Consider the following 20,932-nt stretch of genomic DNA (forward strand, 5'->3'; position numbering starts at 1 on the left):
TTTAGCCGCCCAGTCATAAGGCGGAACGAATGGAATCGATCGGCATCGTCGCTCCACAGACCATGCACTTCGCCGAACCGCTGCGCTTGCAAAGCGGCAGCGTGATCGGCAACTATCAGCTCGTCGTCGAGACGTACGGCGAGCTCAACGCCGCGCGCTCGAACGCGGTGCTCGTCTGCCACGCGCTCAACGCGTCGCACCACGTCGCCGGCATCTATGCGGACGACCCGCGCAGCACCGGCTGGTGGGACAACATGGTCGGCCCAGGCAAGCCGCTCGACACCAACCGCTTCTTCGTGATCGGCGTGAACAACCTCGGCTCGTGCTTCGGCTCGACCGGCCCGATGAGCATCGATCCGTCGTCCGGCAAGCCGTATGGCGCGCGCTTTCCGGTCGTCACCGTCGAGGACTGGGTGCATGCGCAGGCGCGCGTCGCCGACGCGTTCGGCATCGAGCGCTTCGCCGCCGTGATGGGCGGCAGCCTCGGCGGGATGCAGGCGCTCGCATGGAGCCTGATGTATCCGGACCGCGTCGCCCACTGTATCGACATCGCATCGACGCCGAAGCTGTCCGCGCAGAACATCGCGTTCAACGAGGTCGCGCGCTCGGCGATCCTGTCCGATCCCGATTTCCACGGCGGCGACTACTACGCGCACGGCGTGAAGCCGAAGCGCGGCCTGCGCGTCGCGCGGATGATCGGCCACATCACGTATCTCTCCGACGACGACATGGCCGAGAAATTCGGCCGTGCGCTGCGCCGCGCGGACGGCGCGCTCGACGCGTACAACTTCAGCTTCGACGTCGAATTCGAGGTCGAGTCGTACCTGCGCTACCAAGGCGACAAGTTCGCCGACTACTTCGACGCGAACACCTACCTGCTGATCACGCGCGCGCTCGACTACTTCGACCCGGCGAAGGCGTTCGACGGCAACCTGACGGCCGCGCTCGCGCACACGCAGGCGAAGTACCTGATCGCGAGCTTCTCGACCGACTGGCGCTTCGCCCCCGCGCGTTCGCGCGAGATCGTGAAGGCGCTGCTCGACAACAAGCGCACGGTCAGCTACGCGGAGATCGACGCGCCGCACGGCCACGACGCGTTCCTGCTCGACGACGCGCGCTATCACAACCTGCTCCGCGCGTATTACGAACGAATCGCCAACGAGGTGGGTGCATGAACCAGCAAGCGCTGAACTCCCTGTCCGCACGCGCGGACTTCCGTGCGATCGCCCGCTGGGTCGAACCGCGCGCGACCGTGCTCGATCTCGGCTGCGGCGACGGCTCGCTGCTGTCGCTTTTGTCCGAGGAACTGGACGTGTCCGGCTACGGGATCGAACTGAACGACGCCGGCGTGCTCGCGAGCGCGAAGAACGGGATCAACGTGATCCAGCAGAACCTCGAGGACGGCCTGCGCCTGTTCGAGGATCACAGCTTCGATTTCGCGATCCTGTCGCAAACGCTGCAGACGATCCACCAGACGGCCGCGATCCTCCGCGAAACCGCGCGTGTCGGACGCGAATGCATCGTGTCGTTCCCGAACTTCGGTTACTGGGCGCACCGGCTGTCGGTGCTGCGCGGCCGGATGCCGGTGTCGAAGTCGCTGCCTTACCAGTGGCACAACACGCCGAACGTCCGGGTGCTGACGATCAAGGATTTCGAGGCGCTCGCGCCCGAAGTCGGCGTCACGATCCTCGACCGCATCGTGCTGCACGAAGGCCAGCCGATTCGATGGGGAGCGAACTGGCGTGGTAGTCTTGCTGTCTACCGCGTCAAGCGCAGCTGAGCCGGGGAGCCGTTGACGGATGATCCGGCCGGCACCCGCGTGCGGCCGCCCCTCCTGCGCCGCCCGCGCCGCCTGCGCTGCCGCCGCAATCAGTCAACGCTACCCAGTTTCCGTCCATGTCCAAAACGCCACACGAGGCGCCCGCACTCACCGCTCACGAGGATCATCCCGGCTGGCGCGCCTATCTGAACACGCACATGCTGATCTGCGTGTTCCTCGGCTTCACGTCGGGGCTGCCCCTGTTCACGCTCGTCTACCTCGTGCAGGCATGGCTGCGCTCCGAAGGCGTGAACCTGAAGGAAATCGGCCTGTTCGCGCTGATCCAGTTCCCGTATACGTGGAAGTTCCTGTGGGCGCCGCTGATGGACCGCTTCATCCCGCGCCTGCCCGGCTGGCGGCCCGGCCGCCGGCGCGGCTGGATGCTGCTCACGCAGGTGCTGGTCGCCGGCGCGATCGCCGCGCTCGGTTTCGTGTCGCCGCGCGACTCGATCTGGACGGTCGCCGCGCTCACGACGCTCGTCGCGTTCTTCGGCGCAAGCTCCGACATCGTGATCGACGCGTATCGCCGCGAACTGCTGCGCGACACCGAGCAGGGCCTCGGCAACGCCGTGCACGTGAACGCGTACAAGCTCGCCGCGCTGATCCCCGGCTCGCTGGCGCTGATCCTGTCCGATCACATGCCGTGGGACGTCGTGTTCGCGATCACCGGCGCATTCATGCTGCCGGGCATCCTGATGACGCTGCTCGTGCACGAGCCCGAGGTGGTCGGCGCGCCGCCGCGCAACCTGCGCGACGCGATCGTGCTGCCGTTCCGCGAATTCATCCAGCGCGACGGCTGGAGCGGCGCGCTGCTCGTCATCGCGTTCATCTTCCTGTTCAAGATCGGCGACACGATGGCGACAACGCTGTCGACGTCGTTCTTCCTCGACATCGGCTTCTCGCGCACCGAAATCGGCATCGTCGCGAAAACCACCGCGCTCGTCGCGAGCGTCGCCGGCGGCATCATCGGCGGCATCTGGCTCGTGAAGATCGGCATCGGCCGCGGGCTGTGGATCTTCGGCGCGCTGCAGATGGTATCGACGCTCGGCTTCGCGTGGCTCGCGCAGGTCGGCCCCGACTCGCCGGTGCTCGCGGTGATTTACGACTTCACGGTCGCGGCAAGTCACGCGCTCGCGTCGTTCCTGTCGATCTTCGGCTTCGAGGTCACGCCGCATCTGAGCCCGATGACGGTCGCGCTCGCGCTCGTCTACGCCGCCGAAACGTTCACCACCGGCCTGACGATGGCCGCGTTCGTCGCGTATATCGCGAGCACGACCGACCCGCGCTACACGGCCACGCAGTTCGCGCTGTTCACGAGCCTCGCGTCCGTGCCGCGCACGCTCGCATCGGCCGCGAGCGGCTTCATCGTCGCGAAGATCGGCTGGTTCGACTACTTCATCGTGTGCACCGCGCTCGCGATCCCCGGCATGCTGCTGCTGTTCAAGATCGCGCCGTGGAACGGCACCGCGCGCAACGGCGAGGCCAGCCGTGCGCAATGATCGACTGCATCGCGCGGCACGCGTCGCCGCCGCGCTGAGCATCGGCATCGCGGCGCTCGGCGCGGCGGCAAGCGCGCAGGCAGCCGACACGAGTGCGACCGCGCCCGCCACCGCGCCGGCTGCACCGTCCACGCCCGCCACGCCCGCCGCTCCCGGTGCGCAGTCCACCGCCGAAGCCGCGCAGCCGACCGGCGCCGCCGTGCCCGCGAAGGCCTATGCGCCGACGTCGCAGCAGGTGCGCTACGGCAACGCGATCGCGTTCCGTACGCTGATCCCGTCGCCGCTGCTCGAACAACTCACCGCGAGCGAATACGCGCAGATCGTGCAGGCTGCCGCCGACAGCGACCGCCTGCTGCCCGCGAACCAGCCGCGCGTGAAGCGGCTGCGCGCGATCGTCACGAAGCTCGCGCCGTATTCGGTGAAGTGGAACGATCGCGTGAAGACCTGGGCGTGGGACGTCAACGCGATCCGCTCGCGCGACATCCGCGTCACGTGCCTGCCGGGCGGCAAGGTGCTCGTGTACGGCGGGCTGCTCGATCGCGTCCGCCTGAACGACGACGAGTTCGGCGTGCTGCTCGCGCACGGCATTGCGCATGCGCTGCGCGAACACGCACGCAGCAATTTCAGCACGACGTCGCAAACGTCGCTGCGCGCGGCCTCGCTGCCGCCGCTGTTCGGCGTCGGCGATCCGCTGCCGCAGGCGCTGAATCTCGGCGCGCGTCTGCAGACGCTGCGCTACGACCCGACCGACGAAACCGAAGCCGACGTGATCGGCGGCGACATTGCCGCCCGCGCGGGCTTCGATCCGCGCGCGGCGATCACGCTGTGGGACAAGCTCGCGGCGGCGACGCGCGCGAACAGGACGTCGGGCTTCATCTACATGCATCCGTACAGCGCCACGCGGCGGCAGGATCTGCTGAACCGCCTGCCGGACCTGATGCCGCTGTATGCGAAGGCAGTCGGCAAACGGGTCGACACGCTGCCCGACTACGCCGGCATCAGCGCGCAGCGGCGCAAGATCGTGCGGCGCTGAGCGCGGCATCCGGCGGTTTCCTCGCCGCGCATCGCCGGCACATGAGCCCTGGCGCTACGCGCCGACTTCCGACTCGACGGGCCGACTGCCGCTTTCGCGCATCCAGCGCACGTCGTCTCCGGGGCTGCGGCCGAACAGCCGCTTGAACTCGCGGCTGAACTGCGACGCGCTCGCATAGCCGACCCGCGCCGCGGCGGCACCGGCCCCGAGGCCGTCCTGCACCATCATCAGCCGCGCCTGGTGCAGGCGCGCGGCCTTCACGTACTGCATCGGCGACGTCGCCGTCACGTGCTTGAACTGCGCGTGGAACACCGCGAGGCTCATCCCGGCCTCGCGCGCGAGCGTCTCGACGTCGAGATCGGCCTTCAGGTCCGCATGAATGCGCCGCAGCGCCTTCGCGATGCGGCCGAAATGATGTTGCTGGACGAGCGCCGCGCGAATCGCGTCGCCCTGCGCGCCCGTCAGCACGCGGTACGCGATCTCGCGCATGATCGCCGGCCCGAGCACGCACGTGTCGTGCGGCGACGCGAGCGCTTCGAGCAGCCGCACCACCGCGTCGGCGAGCGGCGCATCGAGCGGCGTCGAATAGACGCCGTGCGGCTCGCTGACCGCCGCACCGAGCGTCTCGTCGAGCAGGATCGCGAGCTCGGCGATCACCGCGAGATCGACGCGGATCGAGATCGCGAGAAACGGCTCGTCCATGCTCGCGAAGGTCTCGCATTCGAACGGCAGCGGCACCGACAGCACGAGATACTGCTGCGCGTCGTAGACGAACGAGCGGTCGCCGAGATAGCCGAGCTTGCGGCCCTGGCACACGACGATGATGCTCGGCTCGTACAGCACCGGCATGCGCGGCACGGGGCGGCTCACGCGGAAGAAGCGCACGCCGTCGAGCGCCGCCTGCGTATCGCCGTCGTTCGGCGCGAGGCGCGCATGCAGCTCGATCATGCGGCGCCGCACACGGTCGCCCGCGTCGTCGAAAAGGGGCTGGAAGCTCATCGGCGTCGTCCTGTCCGGCAAGAGAATCAGGCTTGCAATGTAGCACCGTGAAAGCATTTTGACGGCCGTTCGCGTGCAATTCGAGAGGAATAGGCAAATCTTCGAGACCTTCGTGTATTTCGCCGACGCGGCTCGCTCCTTACGATGGGCACCTGTCTCGCCGCGTCGCCACATGACGCGGCGGCAGTCTGATTCGCCGGACGTTTTCCCGGACAAGGAGCCCCTGCATGAGCACAACCTACGCTTACGCGGCGACCGACGCGCAGTCGCCGCTCGCCCCGTTCGAATTCCAGCGCCGCGCGCTGCGCGACCTCGACGTCCAGATCGAGGTGCTCTACTGCGGCGTCTGCCACTCGGACCTGCATCAGGCCCGCAACGAATGGCGCAACACGATCTACCCGGTCGTGCCGGGCCATGAAATCGTCGGCCGCGTGACCGCGACCGGCCCGCAGGTGTCGCGCTTCAAGGTCGGCGAGCTGGTCGGTGTCGGCTGTCTCGTCGATTCGTGCCGCACCTGCCCGAGCTGCGCGGAAGGCCTCGAGCAGTATTGCGAGAACGGCTTCGTCGGCACGTACAACGGCCAGGACCGCGTGACCGGCGACGTCACGTACGGCGGCTATTCGACGCAGCTCGTCGTCGACGAGGCATTCGTGCTGCGCGTGCCCGAGACGCTCGACCCGGCCGGCGCCGCGCCGCTGCTGTGCGCGGGGATCACGACCTATTCGCCGCTGCGCCAGTGGAACGTCGGCCCCGGCAAGAAGGTCGGGATCGTCGGCCTCGGCGGGCTTGGCCACATGGGCGTGAAACTCGCGCGCGCGATGGGCGCGCACGTCGTGCTGTTCACGACGTCGCCGTCGAAGGTCGAGGACGGCAAGCGCGTCGGCGCGCATGAAGTGGTGATCTCGAAGGACGACGCGCAGATGAACGCGCACCTGAACAGCTTCGACTTCATCCTGAACACGGTCGCCGCGCAGCACGACCTGAACCCGTTCCTGCACCTGCTGAAGCGCGACGGCACGATGACGCTCGTCGGCGCGCCGGAGCACGACCATCCGTCGCCGCAGGTGTTCAACCTGATCTTCAAGCGCCGCCGCCTCGCGGGTTCGCTGATCGGCGGAATCGCGGAGACGCAGGAAATGCTCGACTTCTGCGCGGAGCACGGCATCACGTCGGATATCGAAACGATTCCGATGCAGCAGATCAATGCCGCTTACGAGCGGATGCTGAAGAGCGACGTGAAGTACCGGTTCGTGATCGACATGGCGTCGATCAAGCAGTAAGCGACGCGCCAAGCGAAACGGGCCGCATGTTCGACATGCGGCCCGTTTTCGCATCCGGCGACCGGGCGGCTCGACGGCGACGCGCGCGGCGTCGCGTCGCGCCGACGCTCACTTCTTGTAGTCGTAATCCACCGTCAGCGGCGCGTGATCGCTGAACTTGATGTCCTTGAAGATCGACGTGCGCTTCGCGGTGCCGGCCACGCCCGGCGTCGCGATCTGGTAATCGATCCGCCACCCGACGTTCTTCGCGTACGCCTGGCCGCGGTTGCTCCACCACGTGTACTGCTCGGGGCGCGGGTCGAGCGTGCGGAACACGTCGACGTAGCCGACATCGTCGAACAGCTGCGTGAGCCACGCCCGCTCTTCCGGCAGGCAGCCCGAGTTCTTCTGGTTGCTCTTCCAGTTCTTGATGTCGATTTCCTTGTGCACGATGTTCACGTCGCCGCACAGGATCACCTCGCGCTTCTTCTTCAGCTCGGCGAGGTGCGGCATGAACTCGTCCATGAAGCGGTACTTCGCCTGCTGCCGCTCTTCGCCGCTCGAGCCGGACGGCACGTACACCGACACGACCGACAGCTTGCCGTAGCGCGCCTCGACGTAGCGCCCCTCGGCGTCGAATTCGCTGCTGCCGAAGCCGATGATCACGTCATCGGGCTCGTGGCGGCTGTACACGCCCGCGCCGCTGTAGCCCTTTTTCTCGGCGTGGTGGAAGTAGCTCCTGAAGCCGTGCGGCTCGACGAATTCGGCCGGCAGGTCGTCGGCCGATACCTTGATTTCCTGCACGCACACACAATCGGCGTTCTGTTCGCCGAGCCATTCGAAGAAGCCCTTCTTCGCGGCGGAGCGGATGCCGTTCAGGTTGGCGGTAATCACTCGCATCATGTCGGGTTCCGTTGTTCAGTTCAGTTCGATGTTGTTACAGGATCGCAGCCTAGCGGATCTTCACGCCCTCGAGTTCCGGCTTCGGCGGCGGGAATTCGAGCTTCATGTCGGTCATCGTGCGCAGCAGCAGCTCGGCGATCATCACGTTGCGATGCGTCTTCGAGTTCGCCGGGATCACGTACCACGGCGCATGCTCGGCCGACGTCGCGGCGAGCGCGTCGCGGTACGCCGACTGGTACGCGTCCCAGTGCTTGCGCGCGTCGAGATCGGCGATGTCGAACTTCCAGTGCTTGGTCGGATCGTCGATGCGCGCCTGCAGCCGCTCGCGCTGCTCGTCCTTCGAGATGTGCAGGAAGCACTTGATGATCGTCGTGCCGTTCTCGAACAGCATCGTCTCGAAATCGCGAATCTGCCGGTAGCGGCGCTCGCATTCCTTGCTGTCGATCGCGTCGAGCACGCGCGGCACGAGCACGTCTTCGTAGTGGCTGCGGTTGAAGATCGCGAGTTCGCCCGCGGCCGGCGCCTGCAGATGCACGCGCCACAGGAAGTCGTGCACGGCCTCGATCGGCGTCGGCGCCTTGAACGACACGACGCGCAGGCCGAGCGGGTCGACCTCGCGGAACACCGCGCGCACGGTGCCGTCCTTGCCGCTGGTATCCATCCCCTGCAGCACGAGCAGCACACGCTTCTTCTGCTGCGTGTGCAGGCGCTCCTGCTGTACGTCGAGCTCGGTCGACACGGCCGACAGCCGTTCGCGGTCGGCATCCTTCGACCCCGACGAGAACGGCTTCGCGGCCGGATCGAACGCATCGAGCGTGAATGCGGCGGCTTCCTTCTCGCGCGTGCTGTACGGCACGCGGAAATCGTCGAGCGACGGTTGTTTCGCCATTCGTTCCTCCGTTGGACGGTGCAAGGCACACGCGCACACGATAACGCATGCACCAAAACGACGGGCCGCCCCGAACAGTTTCGGCGGCGGCCCGTCGTCAGGCGCGGTTCAGGCGCACGGCCATGCTCAGCCGAGCTTCTTCTTCAGCAACTCGTTGACCTGCTGCGGATTGGCCTTGCCCTTGGTCGCCTTCATCGCCTGGCCGATCAGCGCGTTGAACGCCTTTTCCTTGCCGGCGCGGAACTCCTCGACCGACTTCGCGTTCGCCGCCAGCACCTGGTCGATGATCGCTTCCAGCGCGCCGGCGTCGGAGATCTGCTTCAGGCCCTTCGCGTCGATGATGCGGTCGGCCGCGCCTTCGTCGGTCGCCTTCTCGTCCCAGATCGTCGCGAAGATTTCCTTCGCGATCTTGTTCGAGATCGTGCCGTCGGCGATGCGCTGCAGCACCAGCGCGAGCTGCGCGGCCGAGACGGGAATCGCGTCGATCTCGATGCCGTCGCGGTTCAGCTGCGACGACACGTCGCCCATCAGCCAGTTCGCGGCGATCTTCGCGTTCGCCGCGCCGACCTTCGCGACCACGGCCTCGAAGTACGCGGCCATCGCCTTGCTCGACGTCAGCACGCCCGCGTCGTACGCGGACACGCCGTACTGCTCGACGAAACGCTGCTGCATCGCGGCCGGCAGCTCGGGCATCCCGGCCTGCACGCGCTCGACCCAGTCGCGGCCAATCACGAGCGGCATCAGGTCGGGGTCGGGGAAGTAGCGGTAGTCGTGCGCGTCTTCCTTGCTGCGCATCGAACGCGTCTCGCGCTTGTCCGGATCGTAGAGGCGCGTTTCCTGCACGACCTCGCCGCCGTCCTCGATCAGCTCGATCTGGCGGCGCACTTCGTAGTTGATCGCTTCCTCGAGGAACCGGAACGAGTTCAGGTTCTTGATCTCGGCGCGCGTGCCGAACTTCTCCTGGCCGACCGGTCGCACCGACACGTTCGCGTCGCAGCGGAACGAGCCTTCCTGCATGTTGCCGTCGCAGATGCCGAGCCACACGACGAGCGCGTGCAGCGCCTTCGCATAGGCCACGGCCTCGGCCGCGCTGCGCATTTCCGGCTCGGTGACGATCTCGAGCAGCGGCGTGCCCGCGCGGTTCAGGTCGATCCCCGTCATCCCGGCGAAGTCTTCATGCAGCGACTTGCCCGCGTCTTCCTCGAGGTGCGCGCGGGTCAGGTTGACCGTCTTCTCGTACGCTTCCTTGCCGGCCTTTTCGTTGGCGGGCACCTGGATCGTGATCTGGCCGCCCTGCACGACCGGAATCTCGTACTGGCTGATCTGATAGCCCTTCGGCAGATCGGGGTAGAAATAATTCTTGCGCGCGAAGATGCTGCGCGGCGCGATGGTCGAACCGATCGCGAGGCCGAAGCGGATCGCGCGTTCGACCGCGCCGCGGTTCAGCACCGGCAGCACGCCCGGCAGCGCCAGGTCGACCGGGCAGGCCTGCGTGTTCGGCTCGGCGCCGAACTGCGTCGACGCGCCGGAGAAAATCTTCGAGACGGTCGACAGTTGCGCGTGCGTCTCGAGACCGATGACGACTTCCCATTGAGTCATATGCTTACACCCCCGCCGGAACTTGCTTGTGCCAGTCGGTCGCGCGCTGGAACGCGTCGGCAACCTGCAGCATCCGGGCTTCGTTGAAATAGTTGCCGATGATCTGCAGACCGACCGGGCGCTTCGCGTTCGCGCCGGCGCCGAAGCCGCACGGCACGCTCATGCCGGGGAGGCCTGCGAGGCTCACCGACAGCGTGTAGATATCCGCGAGATACATCTGCACCGGATCGTCGCCCTTCGCGCCGAGATCCCATGCGACCGTCGGCGACGCCGGGCCCATGATCACGTCGCAGGACTTGAACGCTTCCTGGAAATCGTTCGCGATGATGCGGCGGATCTTCTGCGCCTGCAGGTAGTACGCGTCGTAGTAGCCGTGCGACAGCACGTAGGTGCCGACGAGAATACGGCGCTTCACCTCGGGGCCGAAGCCTTCGGCGCGCGACTTCTTGTACATGTCGAGCAGGTCGCCGTACTGCGCGGCGCGGTGGCCGAAGCGCACGCCATCGAAACGCGACAGGTTCGACGACGCCTCGGCCGGCGCGATCACGTAATACACGGGGATCGACAGTTCCGTCTTCGGCAGCGACACCGGCACGAGCGTCGCGCCGAGCGCCTCGTATTGCTTGAGCGCCGCGTCGATCGACGCGCGCACGTCGTCGGCGAGGCCGTCGCCGAAATATTCGTTCGGCAGGCCGATGCGCAGGCCCGCGAGCGGCTTGCCCGCATCGTTGCCCGGCGCCCACGGCTGGCCGATGTGGCGCGTGAAGTCTTCGTCGTCGCGCTCGAGGCTCGTCGAGTCGCGCTCGTCGAAGCCGGCCATCGCGTTCAGCAGCAGCGCGCAGTCGGACGCGCTTTGCGCCATCGGGCCGCCCTGGTCGAGCGACGACGCGAACGCGATCATCCCGTAGCGCGACACGCGGCCGTAGGTCGGCTTGATGCCCGTCACGCCCGCGAACGACGCGGGCTGGCGGATCGAGCCGCCGGTGTCGGTGCCGGTCGCGGCCGGCGCGAGGCGCGCGGCGACGGCCGCCGAGCTGCCGCCCGAGCTGCCGCCCGGCACGGCGTTCGTGTCCCACGGGTTCTTCACGGCGCCGAACGCCGAATTCTCGTTGGACGAGCCCATCGCGAACTCGTCCATGTTGGTCTTGCCGAGCGTGACCATGCCGGCCGCCTGCAGGCGGGCGACGACGGTCGCGTCGAACGGGCTCTCGTAGTTCGCGAGCATCTTCGAGCCGGCGGTCGAGCGCCAGCCGCGCGTGACGAACACGTCCTTGTGCGCGATCGGCAGGCCGGTCAGCGCGCCGCCCGCGCCGCGCGCGAGTTCGGCGTCGGCGGCCTTCGCCTGCGCGAGGGTGAGGTCGGCGTCGACATGGACGAACGCGTTCAGGTCGCGTGCCGCGTCGATCCGTTTCAGGTAGAGCTGCGCGAGCTCGACGGCCGAGCATTCCTTGGCGGCGAGCGCGGCGCGCAGTTCGGTCAGGCTTTTTGCGTGCATTGAGTGGTTTTCCTGGGAATTCTGGGTGGCGCGCGGCGCGAAGGCGGCGCGCTTGTCATCGAACGCTTACTCGATCACCTTCGGCACGAGATAGAGGCCGTCCTGGACGGCCGGCGCCGGACGCTGGTTGTCGTCGCGATTGACGACTTCCGTCACGGCGTCGTCGCGCAGGCGCTGCGCGACTTCCTGGATCTGTTCGATCGGATGGGCGAGCGGCGCGATGCCGGCGGTGTCGACCGCCTGCATCTGCTCGACGAGCCCGAAGAATTCATTGAGCTGGCCGAGCGTATGCTCGGCGTCGGCGTCGGCCATTTCGAGTCGCGCCAGGTGCGCGATGCGTTTCACATCGGTCAGGGTCAGGGCCATGCGATCACCGGAAAAACAAGGCTGCGCAGCGCATCGAAAATCGCGCTGCGGCGGGGGGTTGGAGGGTGCGATCCCACCCTCAAAAATCGGGGCCGAAGCGGCAAAAATACCGTCCGTTTCGATTCAAATACCGTGAAATTATAAGGTATCATTACGCGTTCGACCCAAACCCGGCAGCCTTTTCCCGCACCGTTTCGCCCCGCTTCGGCAAGCCGTGCGTGCTTCGTGCGATCCCCGGTAGACATCACTCGCAGCTTCGTGCGCCGCGGCGGCCGCTTCCGCCACGCTTCCCGAGGCTGTTATTTTTTCCGCTGCCGCCCTCAGCGTTCGCTATGCAGGGCCGGCCCAGAGCGAAACAGGATTCTGAATGTTCGGTTTTTTGCGCAGCTACTTCTCCAACGATCTGGCGATCGACCTCGGCACCGCAAACACCCTGATCTACATGCGCGGCAAGGGCATCGTGCTCGATGAACCGTCCGTCGTGTCGATTCGTCAGGAAGGCGGCCCCAACGGCAAGAAGACGATCCAGGCGGTCGGCAAGGAAGCCAAGCAGATGCTCGGCAAGGTGCCGGGCAACATCGAGGCGATCCGCCCGATGAAGGACGGCGTGATCGCCGACTTCACCGTCACCGAGCAGATGATCAAGCAGTTCATCAAGACGGCACACGAGTCGCGCATGTTCTCGCCGTCGCCGCGCATCATCATCTGCGTGCCGTGCGGCTCGACCCAGGTCGAGCGGCGCGCGATCAAGGAAGCGGCGCATGGCGCCGGCGCGTCGCAGGTCTACCTGATCGAGGAGCCGATGGCGGCCGCGATCGGCGCGGGCCTGCCGGTGTCGGAAGCCACGGGCTCGATGGTCGTCGACATCGGCGGCGGCACGACGGAAGTCGGCGTGATCTCGCTCGGCGGCATCGTCTATAAAGGCTCGGTGCGCGTCGGCGGCGACAAGTTCGACGAGGCGATCGTCAACTACATCCGCCGCAACTACGGGATGCTGATCGGCGAACAGACCGCCGAGGCGATCAAGAAGGAAATCGGCTCCGCGTTCCCGGGCTCCGAAGTCAAGGAAATGGAAGTGAAGGGCCGCAACCTGTCGGAAGGCATTCCGCGCAGCTTCACGATCTCCAGCAACGAAATCCTCGAAGCGCTGACCGATCCACTGAACCAGATCGTGTCGTCGGTGAAGATCGCCCTCGAGCAGACGCCGCCGGAACTCGGCGCCGACATCGCCGAGCGCGGGATGATGCTGACGGGCGGCGGCGCGCTGCTGCGCGACCTCGATCGCCTGCTCGCGGAAGAAACCGGCCTGCCGGTGCTCGTCGCCGAAGATCCGCTCACCTGCGTCGTACGCGGTTCGGGCATGGCGCTCGAGCGCATGGACAAGCTGGGCAGCATCTTCTCGTACGAGTGATCGCCTAAGCAGTCCCGTTTGACATGGCGCACCCGCGGCGTGGCCGGATCGCTCGTTCAGAACGAACCGCCGCGCCGTTTGCGCGTCTGAGCATTATTTAACCGATCACACGCGCCCGGCGCCGACCATGGAATACAGTCCGCCGCCCCTCTTCAAGCAAGGTCCGCCCGCGCTCGCGCGGCTCATCTTCTTCGTCGCCCTCGCCATTGCGCTCCTCGTGTCGGACGCGCGCTTCAGCACGCTCGAAATCGTCCGCGGCGTGCTCGGCACCGTGCTGTACCCGCTGCAGCGCGCGGCGCTCGTGCCGCGTGACCTGTTCATGGGCGCGGCCGACATCGCCGTTACGGGCGCATCGCTGCGCCACGAGAACGACGCGCTACGCAAGCGCAACCTGCAATTGTCCACGCAGGCCAACCAGGCCGCGGTGCTCACGCAGGAAAACATGCACCTGCGCGCGGTGCTCGAGCTGCGCCAGCACATCGCGACGCAATCGACGCCCGTCGAAATCCAGTACGACACCAGCGACCCGTTCACGCAGAAGATCGTGATCGGACAAGGTTCTCAGCAGGGCATCCAGAACGGCGCGCCGGTCGTCAGTGAGGACGGCGTGATCGGCCAGATCACGCGCGTGTTCCCGCTGCAGGCCGAAGTCACGCTGATCACCGACCGCGATCTCGCGATTCCCGTGCAGGTGCTGCGCACCGGCCTGCGCAGCGTGATCTACGGCACGCCGAAGGGCGACTCGCTCGACCTGCGCTTCGTGCCGACGAGCTCGGACCTCGTCGCCGGCGACGAACTCGTCACGAGCGGCCTCGACGGCGTGTACCCGCCGGGCCTGCCGGTCGCGAAGGTCGTGCGCGTCGACAAGCTCGCCGATACCGCGTTCGCGCGCGTGACCTGCGCGCCGGTCGCCGCCGTGCGCGGCGCGCGCCAGATGCTGGTGCTGCACTACCAGAACGACGTCCCGCCGCGCCCGGCCGAGCCCGATCCGGCCGCCGAGAAGAACGCGAAGGGCAAGAAGGGCGCCAAGGCCGCCGCGAAGGGCGACAAGGCCGAAAAGGCCGACGCGAACGCGAAGGCGGCCGCCGCGGCCGCACCCGGCGCGAAACCCGCGCCGTCGGCACCCGTCGCTCCGGCCAAGCCCGCCGTCGCGCCCGCGAAGCCCGCGGCCGGGCAACCAGGAGCCCAGCGATGAACCGCCCGCAATACATCCTGCAGCCGGTCAACCCGTACTTCATCGTCTTCAGCCTCGCCGCAGCATTCCTGCTGAACCTGATGCCGTGGGGCCGCCTGCCCGGCGTGCCCGATTTCGTCGCGCTCGTGCTGCTGTTCTGGAACATCCACCAGCCGCGCAAGGTCGGGATGGGCGTCGCGTTCGCGCTCGGCATCCTGATGGACGTGCATGACGCGGGGCTGCTCGGCGAGCACGCGCTTGCCTATACGCTGCTGTCGTACGGCGCAATCACGATCCACCGCCGCGTGCTGTGGATGCCGATCGGCGTACAGGTGCTGTACGTCACGCCGCTGCTCGTCGTCGCGCAGCTGGTGCCGTTCGTGATCCGCCTCGTGATGGGCGCCGCGTTTCCCGGCTGGCGCTATCTGGTGGACGGCTTCGTCGAGGCCGCGCTGTGGCCGATCGCGAGCCACCTGCTGCTGATGCCGCAACGCCGCCCGGTCGACCCGGACGATACGCGCCCCATCTGAGCCGGACCGACCTTGAATACCCGCCGCCTCCACGCCCGCGCGCCGCGCTCCGGGGCGGCTCCTCGCCCGCGCGCGCTCGCCGCGCACGGGCCAGACCGATCGTGACCGCATGACCGAATTCAACGACACCCAACAGCAGCTCTCGAAGTTCCGCCTGCGCGTCGCGGCGGCGGGCGTGTTCGTGTTCGTCTGCTTCGGGCTGCTCGCGAGCCGCTTCTTCTACCTGCAGTTGATGCAGCACGGCAAATACGCGCTGCAGGCCGAGGAAAACCGCATCTCGGTCGCGCCGATCGTGCCGAACCGCGGGATCATCACCGATCGCAACGGCGTGGTCCTCGCGAAGAACTATTCGGCGTACACGCTCGAGATCACGCCGTCGAAGCTCGACGACACGCTCGACAACACGATCGACAAGCTATCCGCGATCATCCCGATCGACGCGCGCGACCGCCGCCGCTTCAAGAAGCTGCAGGAAGATTCGAAGAACTTCGAGAGCCTGCCGATCCGCACGCGCCTCACCGACGCGGAAGTCGCGCGCTTCACCGCGCAGCGCTTCCGCTTCCCCGGCGTCGACGTGCGCGCGCGCCTGTTCCGCCAATACCCGCTCGGCACGACGGCCGCGCACGTGATCGGCTACATCGGCCGCATCTCGAAGCGCGACCAGGATCGCATCGACGCGATCAGCGACGACAACGACAGCGACCAGGAACACTACGATCCGCGTCGCGACGCGAACAACTACAAGGGCACCGACTACATCGGCAAGATCGGCGTCGAGCAGAGCTACGAAACCGAGCTGCATGGGCTCACCGGCTTCGAGGAAGTCGAGGTGACGGCCGGCGGCCGGCCCGTGCGCACGCTGTCGCGCACGCAGGCGACGCCCGGCAACAACCTCGTGCTGTCGCTCGACATCGGGCTGCAGCAGGTCGCCGAGCAGGCGTTTGCCGGCAAGCGCGGCGCGCTCGTCGCGATCGAGCCGAAGTCGGGCGACGTGCTCGCGTTCGTGTCGTCGCCGAGCTTCGACCCGAACTCGTTCGTCGACGGCATCGACCAGCAGACCTGGGACGAGCTGAACAACTCCACCGACAAGCCGCTCCTGAACCGCCCGCTGCACGGCACCTACCCGCCCGGCTCGACGTACAAGCCGTTCATGGCGCTGGCCGGCCTGACGCTCGGCAAGCGCTCGCCGGGCTGGGGCTTCCAGGATCCCGGCTACTTCACGTTCGGCGGCCACACGTTCCGCAACGACGTGCGCTCGGGCCAGGGCTGGGTCGACATGAACAAGGCGATCATGGTGTCGAACGACACCTACTTCTACATGCTCGCGCGCGACCTCGGCGTGAACGCGATCGCGAACTTCATGAAGCCGTTCGGTTTCGGCCAGATCACCGGCATCGACATCCAGGGCGAGGCGCGCGGGATCCTGCCGTCGACCGACTGGAAGAAGAAGGCGTTCAAGAAGGCCGCGCAGCAGAAGTGGTTCGACGGCGAGACGATCAGCCTCGGGATCGGCCAGGGCTACAACTCGTTCACGATCCTGCAGCTCGCGCACGCCACCGCGACGCTCGCGAACAACGGCGTCGTGATGAAGCCCCACCTCGTGAAGGAAGTCGAGGATCCGATCACGCGCGGGCGCCATCTGACCGTGCCGAAGGAAAGCGAAACGATTCCGCTCAAGCAGTCCGACATCGACGTCGTGAAGCGCGGGATGGAGAACGTGATCGAAAACCCGTCCGGCACCGCGTACAAGGTGTTCCGCGGCGCGCCGTACCTCGCGGCCGGCAAGACCGGCACCGCGCAGGTGTTCTCGCTGCAGGGCTCGAACTACAAGGGCCACCTGCTCGCCGAGCACTTGCGCGACCACGCGCTGTTCATCGCGTACGCGCCGGTCGACCATCCGCAGATCGCCATCGCGCTGGTCGTCGAGAACGGCGGTTGGGGCGCGCAGGCCGCGGGCCCGATCGCACGCCGCGTGCTCGATTTCTACCTCGTCGATCGCCAGAAACCGGAGAACGAGGCGGCCGCCGTCGCCGCCGCTGCGTCGGCGACCGAGCCGATCAACGCACCGGTGATCGGCGATGCCTCGAAGACCGTGTCCGTCGCGGCCGGCTTCAAGGCGCTTGCGCAGCCCGTCGTGCCGACCGCGGCCAGCGCGGCGGACGCGGCATCGGCCGCGTCGGCACCCGATGCATCGGGTGCGGCCGGGGCAAGCGCCGTGCAGCCAGCCGTCGCGAGCGCCGCGGCGCCGATGCCCGCGAGCCTGCCGCCGATCCGGCGCCCGCACCGGCCGCGCCGGCCCGCCAGCGACGCGCAGCCGCTCGCCACCGCGCCGCGCGACGACAACTCCCGTGCCCTGGCCGCCGCGAAAGCGGCGAACGCCGGCACCGCTCATTAACGGAGAAAGGCATGCAATTCGACAAGCGCGCCTGGCTCGACAAGATCAAGCAGATGTTCGCGGGCTTCGACCGCCCGCTCGCCCTCATCGTGTTCCTGCTGCTGTGCGTCGGCATCGTCACGCTGTACAGCGCGTCGATCGACATGCCGGGCCGCGTCGAGGACCAATTGCGCAACATCCTGCTGACGTTCGTGCTGATGTGGGTGATCGCCAACATTCCGCCGACGACGCTGATGCGCTTCGCGGTCCCGCTGTATTCGTTCGGGGTCGCGCTGCTGATCGCGGTCGCGCTGTTCGGGATGACCAAGAAGGGCGCGAAGCGCTGGCTGAACGTCGGCGTCGTGATCCAGCCGTCGGAAATCCTCAAGATCGCGACACCGCTGATGCTCGCGTGGTATTACCAGCGCCGCGAAGGCGGGCTGCGCTGGTACGACTTCATAGCCGCGTTCGGGATCCTGATGGTGCCGGTCGGGTTGATCGCCAAGCAGCCCGACCTCGGCACGGGCCTGCTCGTGTTCGCGGCCGGCTTCTTCGTGATCTACCTCGCCGGCCTGTCGTTCAAGCTGATCGTGCCGGTGCTCGTCGCGGGCGTGATCGCGGTCGGCTCGATCGCCGTGTTCGAAGAGCGCATCTGCCAGCCCGAAGTGCAGTGGCCGCTGATGCACGACTACCAGAAGCACCGCGTGTGCACGCTGCTCGACCCGACTTCCGACCCGCTCGGCAAGGGCTTCCACACGATCCAGGCCGTGATCGCGATCGGCTCGGGCGGCGTGCTCGGCAAGGGCTATCTGAAGGGCACGCAGGCCCACCTCGAGTTCATTCCGGAGAAACACACCGACTTCATCTTCGCGGTGTTCTCGGAGGAATGGGGGCTCGCAGGCGGCCTCGTGCTGCTGACGCTCTACATGGCGCTGATCGCGCGCGGGCTCTACATCGCCGCGCAGGGCGCGACGCTGTTCGGCCGGCTGCTCGCGGGCTCGCTCACGCTCGCGTTCTTCGTCTATGCGTTCGTCAACATCGGGATGGTGAGCGGCGTGCTGCCCGTCGTCGGCGTGCCTTTGCCGTTCATGAGCTACGGCGGCACCGCGCTCACGACGCTCGGCATCGCGATCGGAATGATCATGAGCGTCGGGCGACAGCGGCGACTGATGAAGAGCTGACGCCGCGACACGGCACGCGGTCGCCGGCAGAGCAGTCTGCGGCAAAGAAAACGGCGCTTCGTGCGCCGTTTTTCCTTGGGCAGGTCGAATGCGATGCGTGCCGCCCGCTCACTGCGGCGTCGCGCGCGGGCCCCCGTGGTCCGCGCCGGCGCCCGATGCCGGTTCCTGCGTCTTCAGGCGCGCGCTCAGCTCCTTGAATTTCAGCCCGGCTGTCTCGTCGCCCTGCGCGGCCGCGGCCGCGTAATACGCGCGCGCGATGTTCAGGTTCTGCGTGACGCCATCGCCGCCGCGCTCGTAGAACGATGCGGTCACGTACTGCGCGGTCGGCTCGCCCGCGTCGGCTGCCTGCTTGTACCACGCGAACGCCTGCCGGTTGTCGCGCGGCGTGCCGCGCCCGTCGAGAAACTGGTTCGCGAGCGACAGCTCGGCCTGCACGTGCCCCTGCTTCGCCGCACGCAGGAACCAGCGGTGCGCTTCGGCCGGATTGCGCGCGACGAACTCGCCGTCGTCGAACATCCGCCCGTACACGTACTGCGCATGCGACATGTTCGCGTCGGCCGCCCGCTTCAGCCAGCGCAGCCCTTCGTCGACGTTCGCGGTCACGCCGACGCCGGTGAGCAGCATCATCGCGTAGTTAAACTGCGCGAGCCGGTCGCCGCGTTCGGCCGCGTCGTGGAACTGCACCAGCGCCGCACGATAGTCGCCGGCGTTGTAGTCGGCCACCGCGGATTGCGTCTCGCGCGCCGGGTCCGGCTTCGCGTGCGGCGCATTCTGCGCGACCGCCGCGACGCACACGGCCCACAGCCCGAACATCGTGCCGATCCGCGCGCATACGCCGGCCGTACGCCGCGCGCTGCCGGGCCTCGCGCCGTCGCCGCCGTTCATGACCGCACCTCCTGCAGCGCCTGGCGCGTCGCGCGCAGCAGCCAGCTCACGTCGGCCGACAGCGTGATCATCCGGTAGCCGGCCTCGCGATACTGGCGCGCGGTCGCGGTATCGTTCGCGAAGATGCCGACCGCGACGCCGGCCTGCTTGCCGGCCGCGAGCACGCGCGCCATCGCGGTTTCGACGTCCGGGTGGCGGCTGTCGCCGAGATGCCCGAGGCTCGCCGCCAGATCGGCCGGGCCGACGAACAGGCAGTCGACACCCGGCGTCGCGGCGATCCGTTCGACTTCATCGATACCGCGCGCCGATTCGATCTGCACGATCACCGCGACCTGCGCGTTCGCCGTCTGCAGGTAATCGCGGCGCATGCCGAACGCCGCCGCACGCACCATGCCGGCCACGCCGCGCAGCCCATCGGGGGAATCCGGCGATGGGAAGCGCGTGAGCCGCACTGCGTGCGCGGCCTCGTCTGGCGTCTCGATGCACGGGAACATCAGCGTGCGCGCGCCGGCGTCGAGCGCGCGCTTCACGAGCCACGGCTCGCGCCCCGGCACGCGCACGACGGGCTCGCTCGGCAGGTGCGCGGCGGCCAGCGCGCGCAGTTGCGACGCGACGTCGCGGCTGTCGTTCGGCGCGTGCTCCATGTCGATGCAGAGCCAGTCGTAGCCGGCGTGCGCGAGCGCTTCCGCGGCCGTTTCGCAGCCGAGCGACAGCCACAGGCCGTACAGCGGCTCGTCGCCGTCGTGCAGACGTTGTTTGAGGGAATTGGTGAGCGTGCTCATCGATACGGCCTCCGGGACGGAACGGCAATCGAACGGGACAAGCAACAAGCGAAGCGGGCGCAACACGGGGCCCTGGAACGTCAGTCGGCCGTGGGCGGCCGATCTGACAGCGCGGGCCGCGCGCTGGCGCACGGATGCGTTTTCCGGTGCCACGCAGCGATCATAGCGCGGCGTTACGCGGAATGTGGGAACAGGCGGGGAGCGGCGCCGGACGAGGCCGCACGGCGCGGTGGCAGGCAGCCCGCGCCGGTTGGCGAGGCTGCCGAAAAGGCAGGATCAGCGGCCGGGCTGGCGCTCGACGTCGGCCCAGCAGTTCGGCGTTTCGTACAAGCGCACGCGTTCCAGGCGCAGGTTCACGCCGTAGTGCGCGTCGTACACGTTCGCGAGGATGTCGAATGCGATCGCCGCGAGGTTCTCGACGGTCGGGATCCGGTCGAGCACGACGGTCTTGTGGTCGGCCATCTGCTCGAGGAACGAGCGCACGACTTCGTCGCGCGCGTAGACCAGGAACGCGTGATCCCACTTGTTGACGAGGTGCTCGACCGCGAGCGCCTTCACGTCGGCGAAATCCATCACCATGCCGCGGTCGGGCGCCCCCTCGGTATCGACGAGATCGCCGCGCAGCGTGACTTCGAGCACGTAGCGATGGCCGTGCAGGTTCCGGCACTGGCTGCGGTGATCGGGAATGCGGTGGCCCGCGTCGAATTCGAGTTTTCGGGTAATCAGCACGATGT

Annotated in this window: 19 protein-coding genes; 10 read left to right on the forward strand and 9 right to left on the reverse strand. The window is 67.5% G+C overall.

Translation table 11 applies throughout. From position 1 onward, the window contains the following. Positions 1 to 29 precede the first annotated feature (29 nt). From HWX25_RS25270 to HWX25_RS25285, 4 genes are all read left to right on the forward strand, one after another. The gene (locus HWX25_RS25270) at positions 30 to 1,175 is read left to right on the forward strand and encodes a homoserine O-acetyltransferase (RefSeq protein ID WP_059534960.1); all 1,146 of its coding nucleotides are present in this window, start codon (positions 30 to 32) and stop codon (positions 1,173 to 1,175) included. Then, entirely contained in the window at positions 1,172 to 1,780 is a 609-nt protein-coding gene (metW, locus tag HWX25_RS25275; protein WP_044847830.1) for a methionine biosynthesis protein MetW, read from the forward strand. The genes HWX25_RS25270 and metW overlap by 4 nt, the downstream gene beginning before the upstream one ends. Before the next feature lie 116 nt (positions 1,781 to 1,896). Further along, entirely contained in the window at positions 1,897 to 3,318 is a 1,422-nt protein-coding gene (locus HWX25_RS25280) for an AmpG family muropeptide MFS transporter (RefSeq protein WP_175911140.1), read from the forward strand. Then, the gene (locus HWX25_RS25285; RefSeq protein ID WP_175911142.1) at positions 3,308 to 4,351 is read left to right on the forward strand and encodes a M48 family metallopeptidase; all 1,044 of its coding nucleotides are present in this window, start codon (positions 3,308 to 3,310) and stop codon (positions 4,349 to 4,351) included. The genes HWX25_RS25280 and HWX25_RS25285 overlap by 11 nt, the downstream gene beginning before the upstream one ends. Positions 4,352 to 4,405: 54 nt before the next feature. Here HWX25_RS25285 and HWX25_RS25290 read toward each other — a convergent pair whose 3' ends face one another. Beyond that, a complete protein-coding gene (locus HWX25_RS25290) occupies positions 4,406 to 5,350 on the reverse strand; it encodes an AraC family transcriptional regulator (RefSeq protein WP_059819949.1) in 945 nt (314 codons plus the stop codon). Positions 5,351 to 5,577: 227 nt separating this feature from the next. Here HWX25_RS25290 and HWX25_RS25295 point away from each other — a divergent pair, with 227 nt between their 5' ends. Continuing rightward, entirely contained in the window at positions 5,578 to 6,630 is a 1,053-nt protein-coding gene (locus HWX25_RS25295; RefSeq protein WP_059691926.1) for an NAD(P)-dependent alcohol dehydrogenase, read from the forward strand. A gap of 108 nt (positions 6,631 to 6,738) precedes the next feature. On the opposite strand, the gene HWX25_RS25300 is transcribed toward HWX25_RS25295, so the two are convergent. From HWX25_RS25300 to gatC, 5 genes are all read right to left on the reverse strand, one after another. Then, positions 6,739 to 7,512 (reverse strand): exodeoxyribonuclease III, encoded by a 774-nt coding sequence (locus tag HWX25_RS25300; protein WP_059534945.1) that lies wholly within the window; start codon positions 7,510 to 7,512, stop codon positions 6,739 to 6,741. Positions 7,513 to 7,561: 49 nt separating this feature from the next. Beyond that, entirely contained in the window at positions 7,562 to 8,401 is an 840-nt protein-coding gene (locus tag HWX25_RS25305; RefSeq protein ID WP_059534943.1) for a polyphosphate kinase 2 family protein, read from the reverse strand. A gap of 126 nt (positions 8,402 to 8,527) precedes the next feature. Then, entirely contained in the window at positions 8,528 to 10,000 is a 1,473-nt protein-coding gene (gatB, locus tag HWX25_RS25310; protein ID WP_175911144.1) for an Asp-tRNA(Asn)/Glu-tRNA(Gln) amidotransferase subunit GatB, read from the reverse strand. 4 nt (positions 10,001 to 10,004) lie between these two features. Beyond that, complete coding sequence (gatA, locus tag HWX25_RS25315; protein WP_059691924.1) at positions 10,005 to 11,495, reverse strand: Asp-tRNA(Asn)/Glu-tRNA(Gln) amidotransferase subunit GatA; 1,491 nt, start codon at positions 11,493 to 11,495, stop codon at positions 10,005 to 10,007. A 66-nt stretch (positions 11,496 to 11,561) separates the two neighbouring features. Beyond that, a complete protein-coding gene (gene gatC / locus HWX25_RS25320; RefSeq protein WP_006407213.1) occupies positions 11,562 to 11,861 on the reverse strand; it encodes an Asp-tRNA(Asn)/Glu-tRNA(Gln) amidotransferase subunit GatC in 300 nt (99 codons plus the stop codon). Positions 11,862 to 12,228: 367 nt separating this feature from the next. Here gatC and HWX25_RS25325 point away from each other — a divergent pair, with 367 nt between their 5' ends. The 5 genes from HWX25_RS25325 (at position 12,229) to rodA (ending at position 18,531) form a co-directional block, all read left to right on the forward strand. Beyond that, a complete protein-coding gene (locus HWX25_RS25325) occupies positions 12,229 to 13,272 on the forward strand; it encodes a rod shape-determining protein (protein WP_004189550.1) in 1,044 nt (347 codons plus the stop codon). Between the two features lie 127 nt (positions 13,273 to 13,399). Next, a complete protein-coding gene (gene mreC, locus HWX25_RS25330) occupies positions 13,400 to 14,467 on the forward strand; it encodes a rod shape-determining protein MreC (RefSeq protein WP_175911146.1) in 1,068 nt (355 codons plus the stop codon). Beyond that, positions 14,464 to 14,976, forward strand: a complete 513-nt coding sequence (mreD, locus tag HWX25_RS25335; RefSeq protein ID WP_009687274.1) for a rod shape-determining protein MreD — start codon at positions 14,464 to 14,466, stop codon at positions 14,974 to 14,976. Before mreC ends, mreD begins: the two co-directional genes overlap by 4 nt. A gap of 109 nt (positions 14,977 to 15,085) precedes the next feature. Continuing rightward, entirely contained in the window at positions 15,086 to 17,371 is a 2,286-nt protein-coding gene (mrdA, locus tag HWX25_RS25340) for a penicillin-binding protein 2 (RefSeq protein WP_175911148.1), read from the forward strand. Positions 17,372 to 17,382: 11 nt separating this feature from the next. After that, positions 17,383 to 18,531, forward strand: a complete 1,149-nt coding sequence (rodA, locus tag HWX25_RS25345) for a rod shape-determining protein RodA (RefSeq protein ID WP_175911150.1) — start codon at positions 17,383 to 17,385, stop codon at positions 18,529 to 18,531. 108 nt (positions 18,532 to 18,639) lie between these two features. Here rodA and HWX25_RS25350 read toward each other — a convergent pair whose 3' ends face one another. The 3 genes from HWX25_RS25350 to queD form a co-directional block, all read right to left on the reverse strand. Continuing rightward, entirely contained in the window at positions 18,640 to 19,416 is a 777-nt protein-coding gene (locus HWX25_RS25350; RefSeq protein ID WP_175911152.1) for a tetratricopeptide repeat protein, read from the reverse strand. Next, positions 19,413 to 20,198 (reverse strand): aldolase/citrate lyase family protein, encoded by a 786-nt coding sequence (locus tag HWX25_RS25355; RefSeq protein WP_059534929.1) that lies wholly within the window; start codon positions 20,196 to 20,198, stop codon positions 19,413 to 19,415. Before HWX25_RS25355 ends, HWX25_RS25350 begins: the two co-directional genes overlap by 4 nt. A gap of 276 nt (positions 20,199 to 20,474) precedes the next feature. After that, positions 20,475 to 20,927, reverse strand: a complete 453-nt coding sequence (gene queD / locus HWX25_RS25360; RefSeq protein ID WP_044847357.1) for a 6-carboxytetrahydropterin synthase QueD — start codon at positions 20,925 to 20,927, stop codon at positions 20,475 to 20,477. Between the last annotated feature and the right edge of the window lie 5 nt (positions 20,928 to 20,932).

It is taken from the genome of Burkholderia sp. BCC1640 (assembly GCF_902833125.1).
Classification (GTDB): Bacteria; Pseudomonadota; Gammaproteobacteria; order Burkholderiales; family Burkholderiaceae; genus Burkholderia; species Burkholderia diffusa.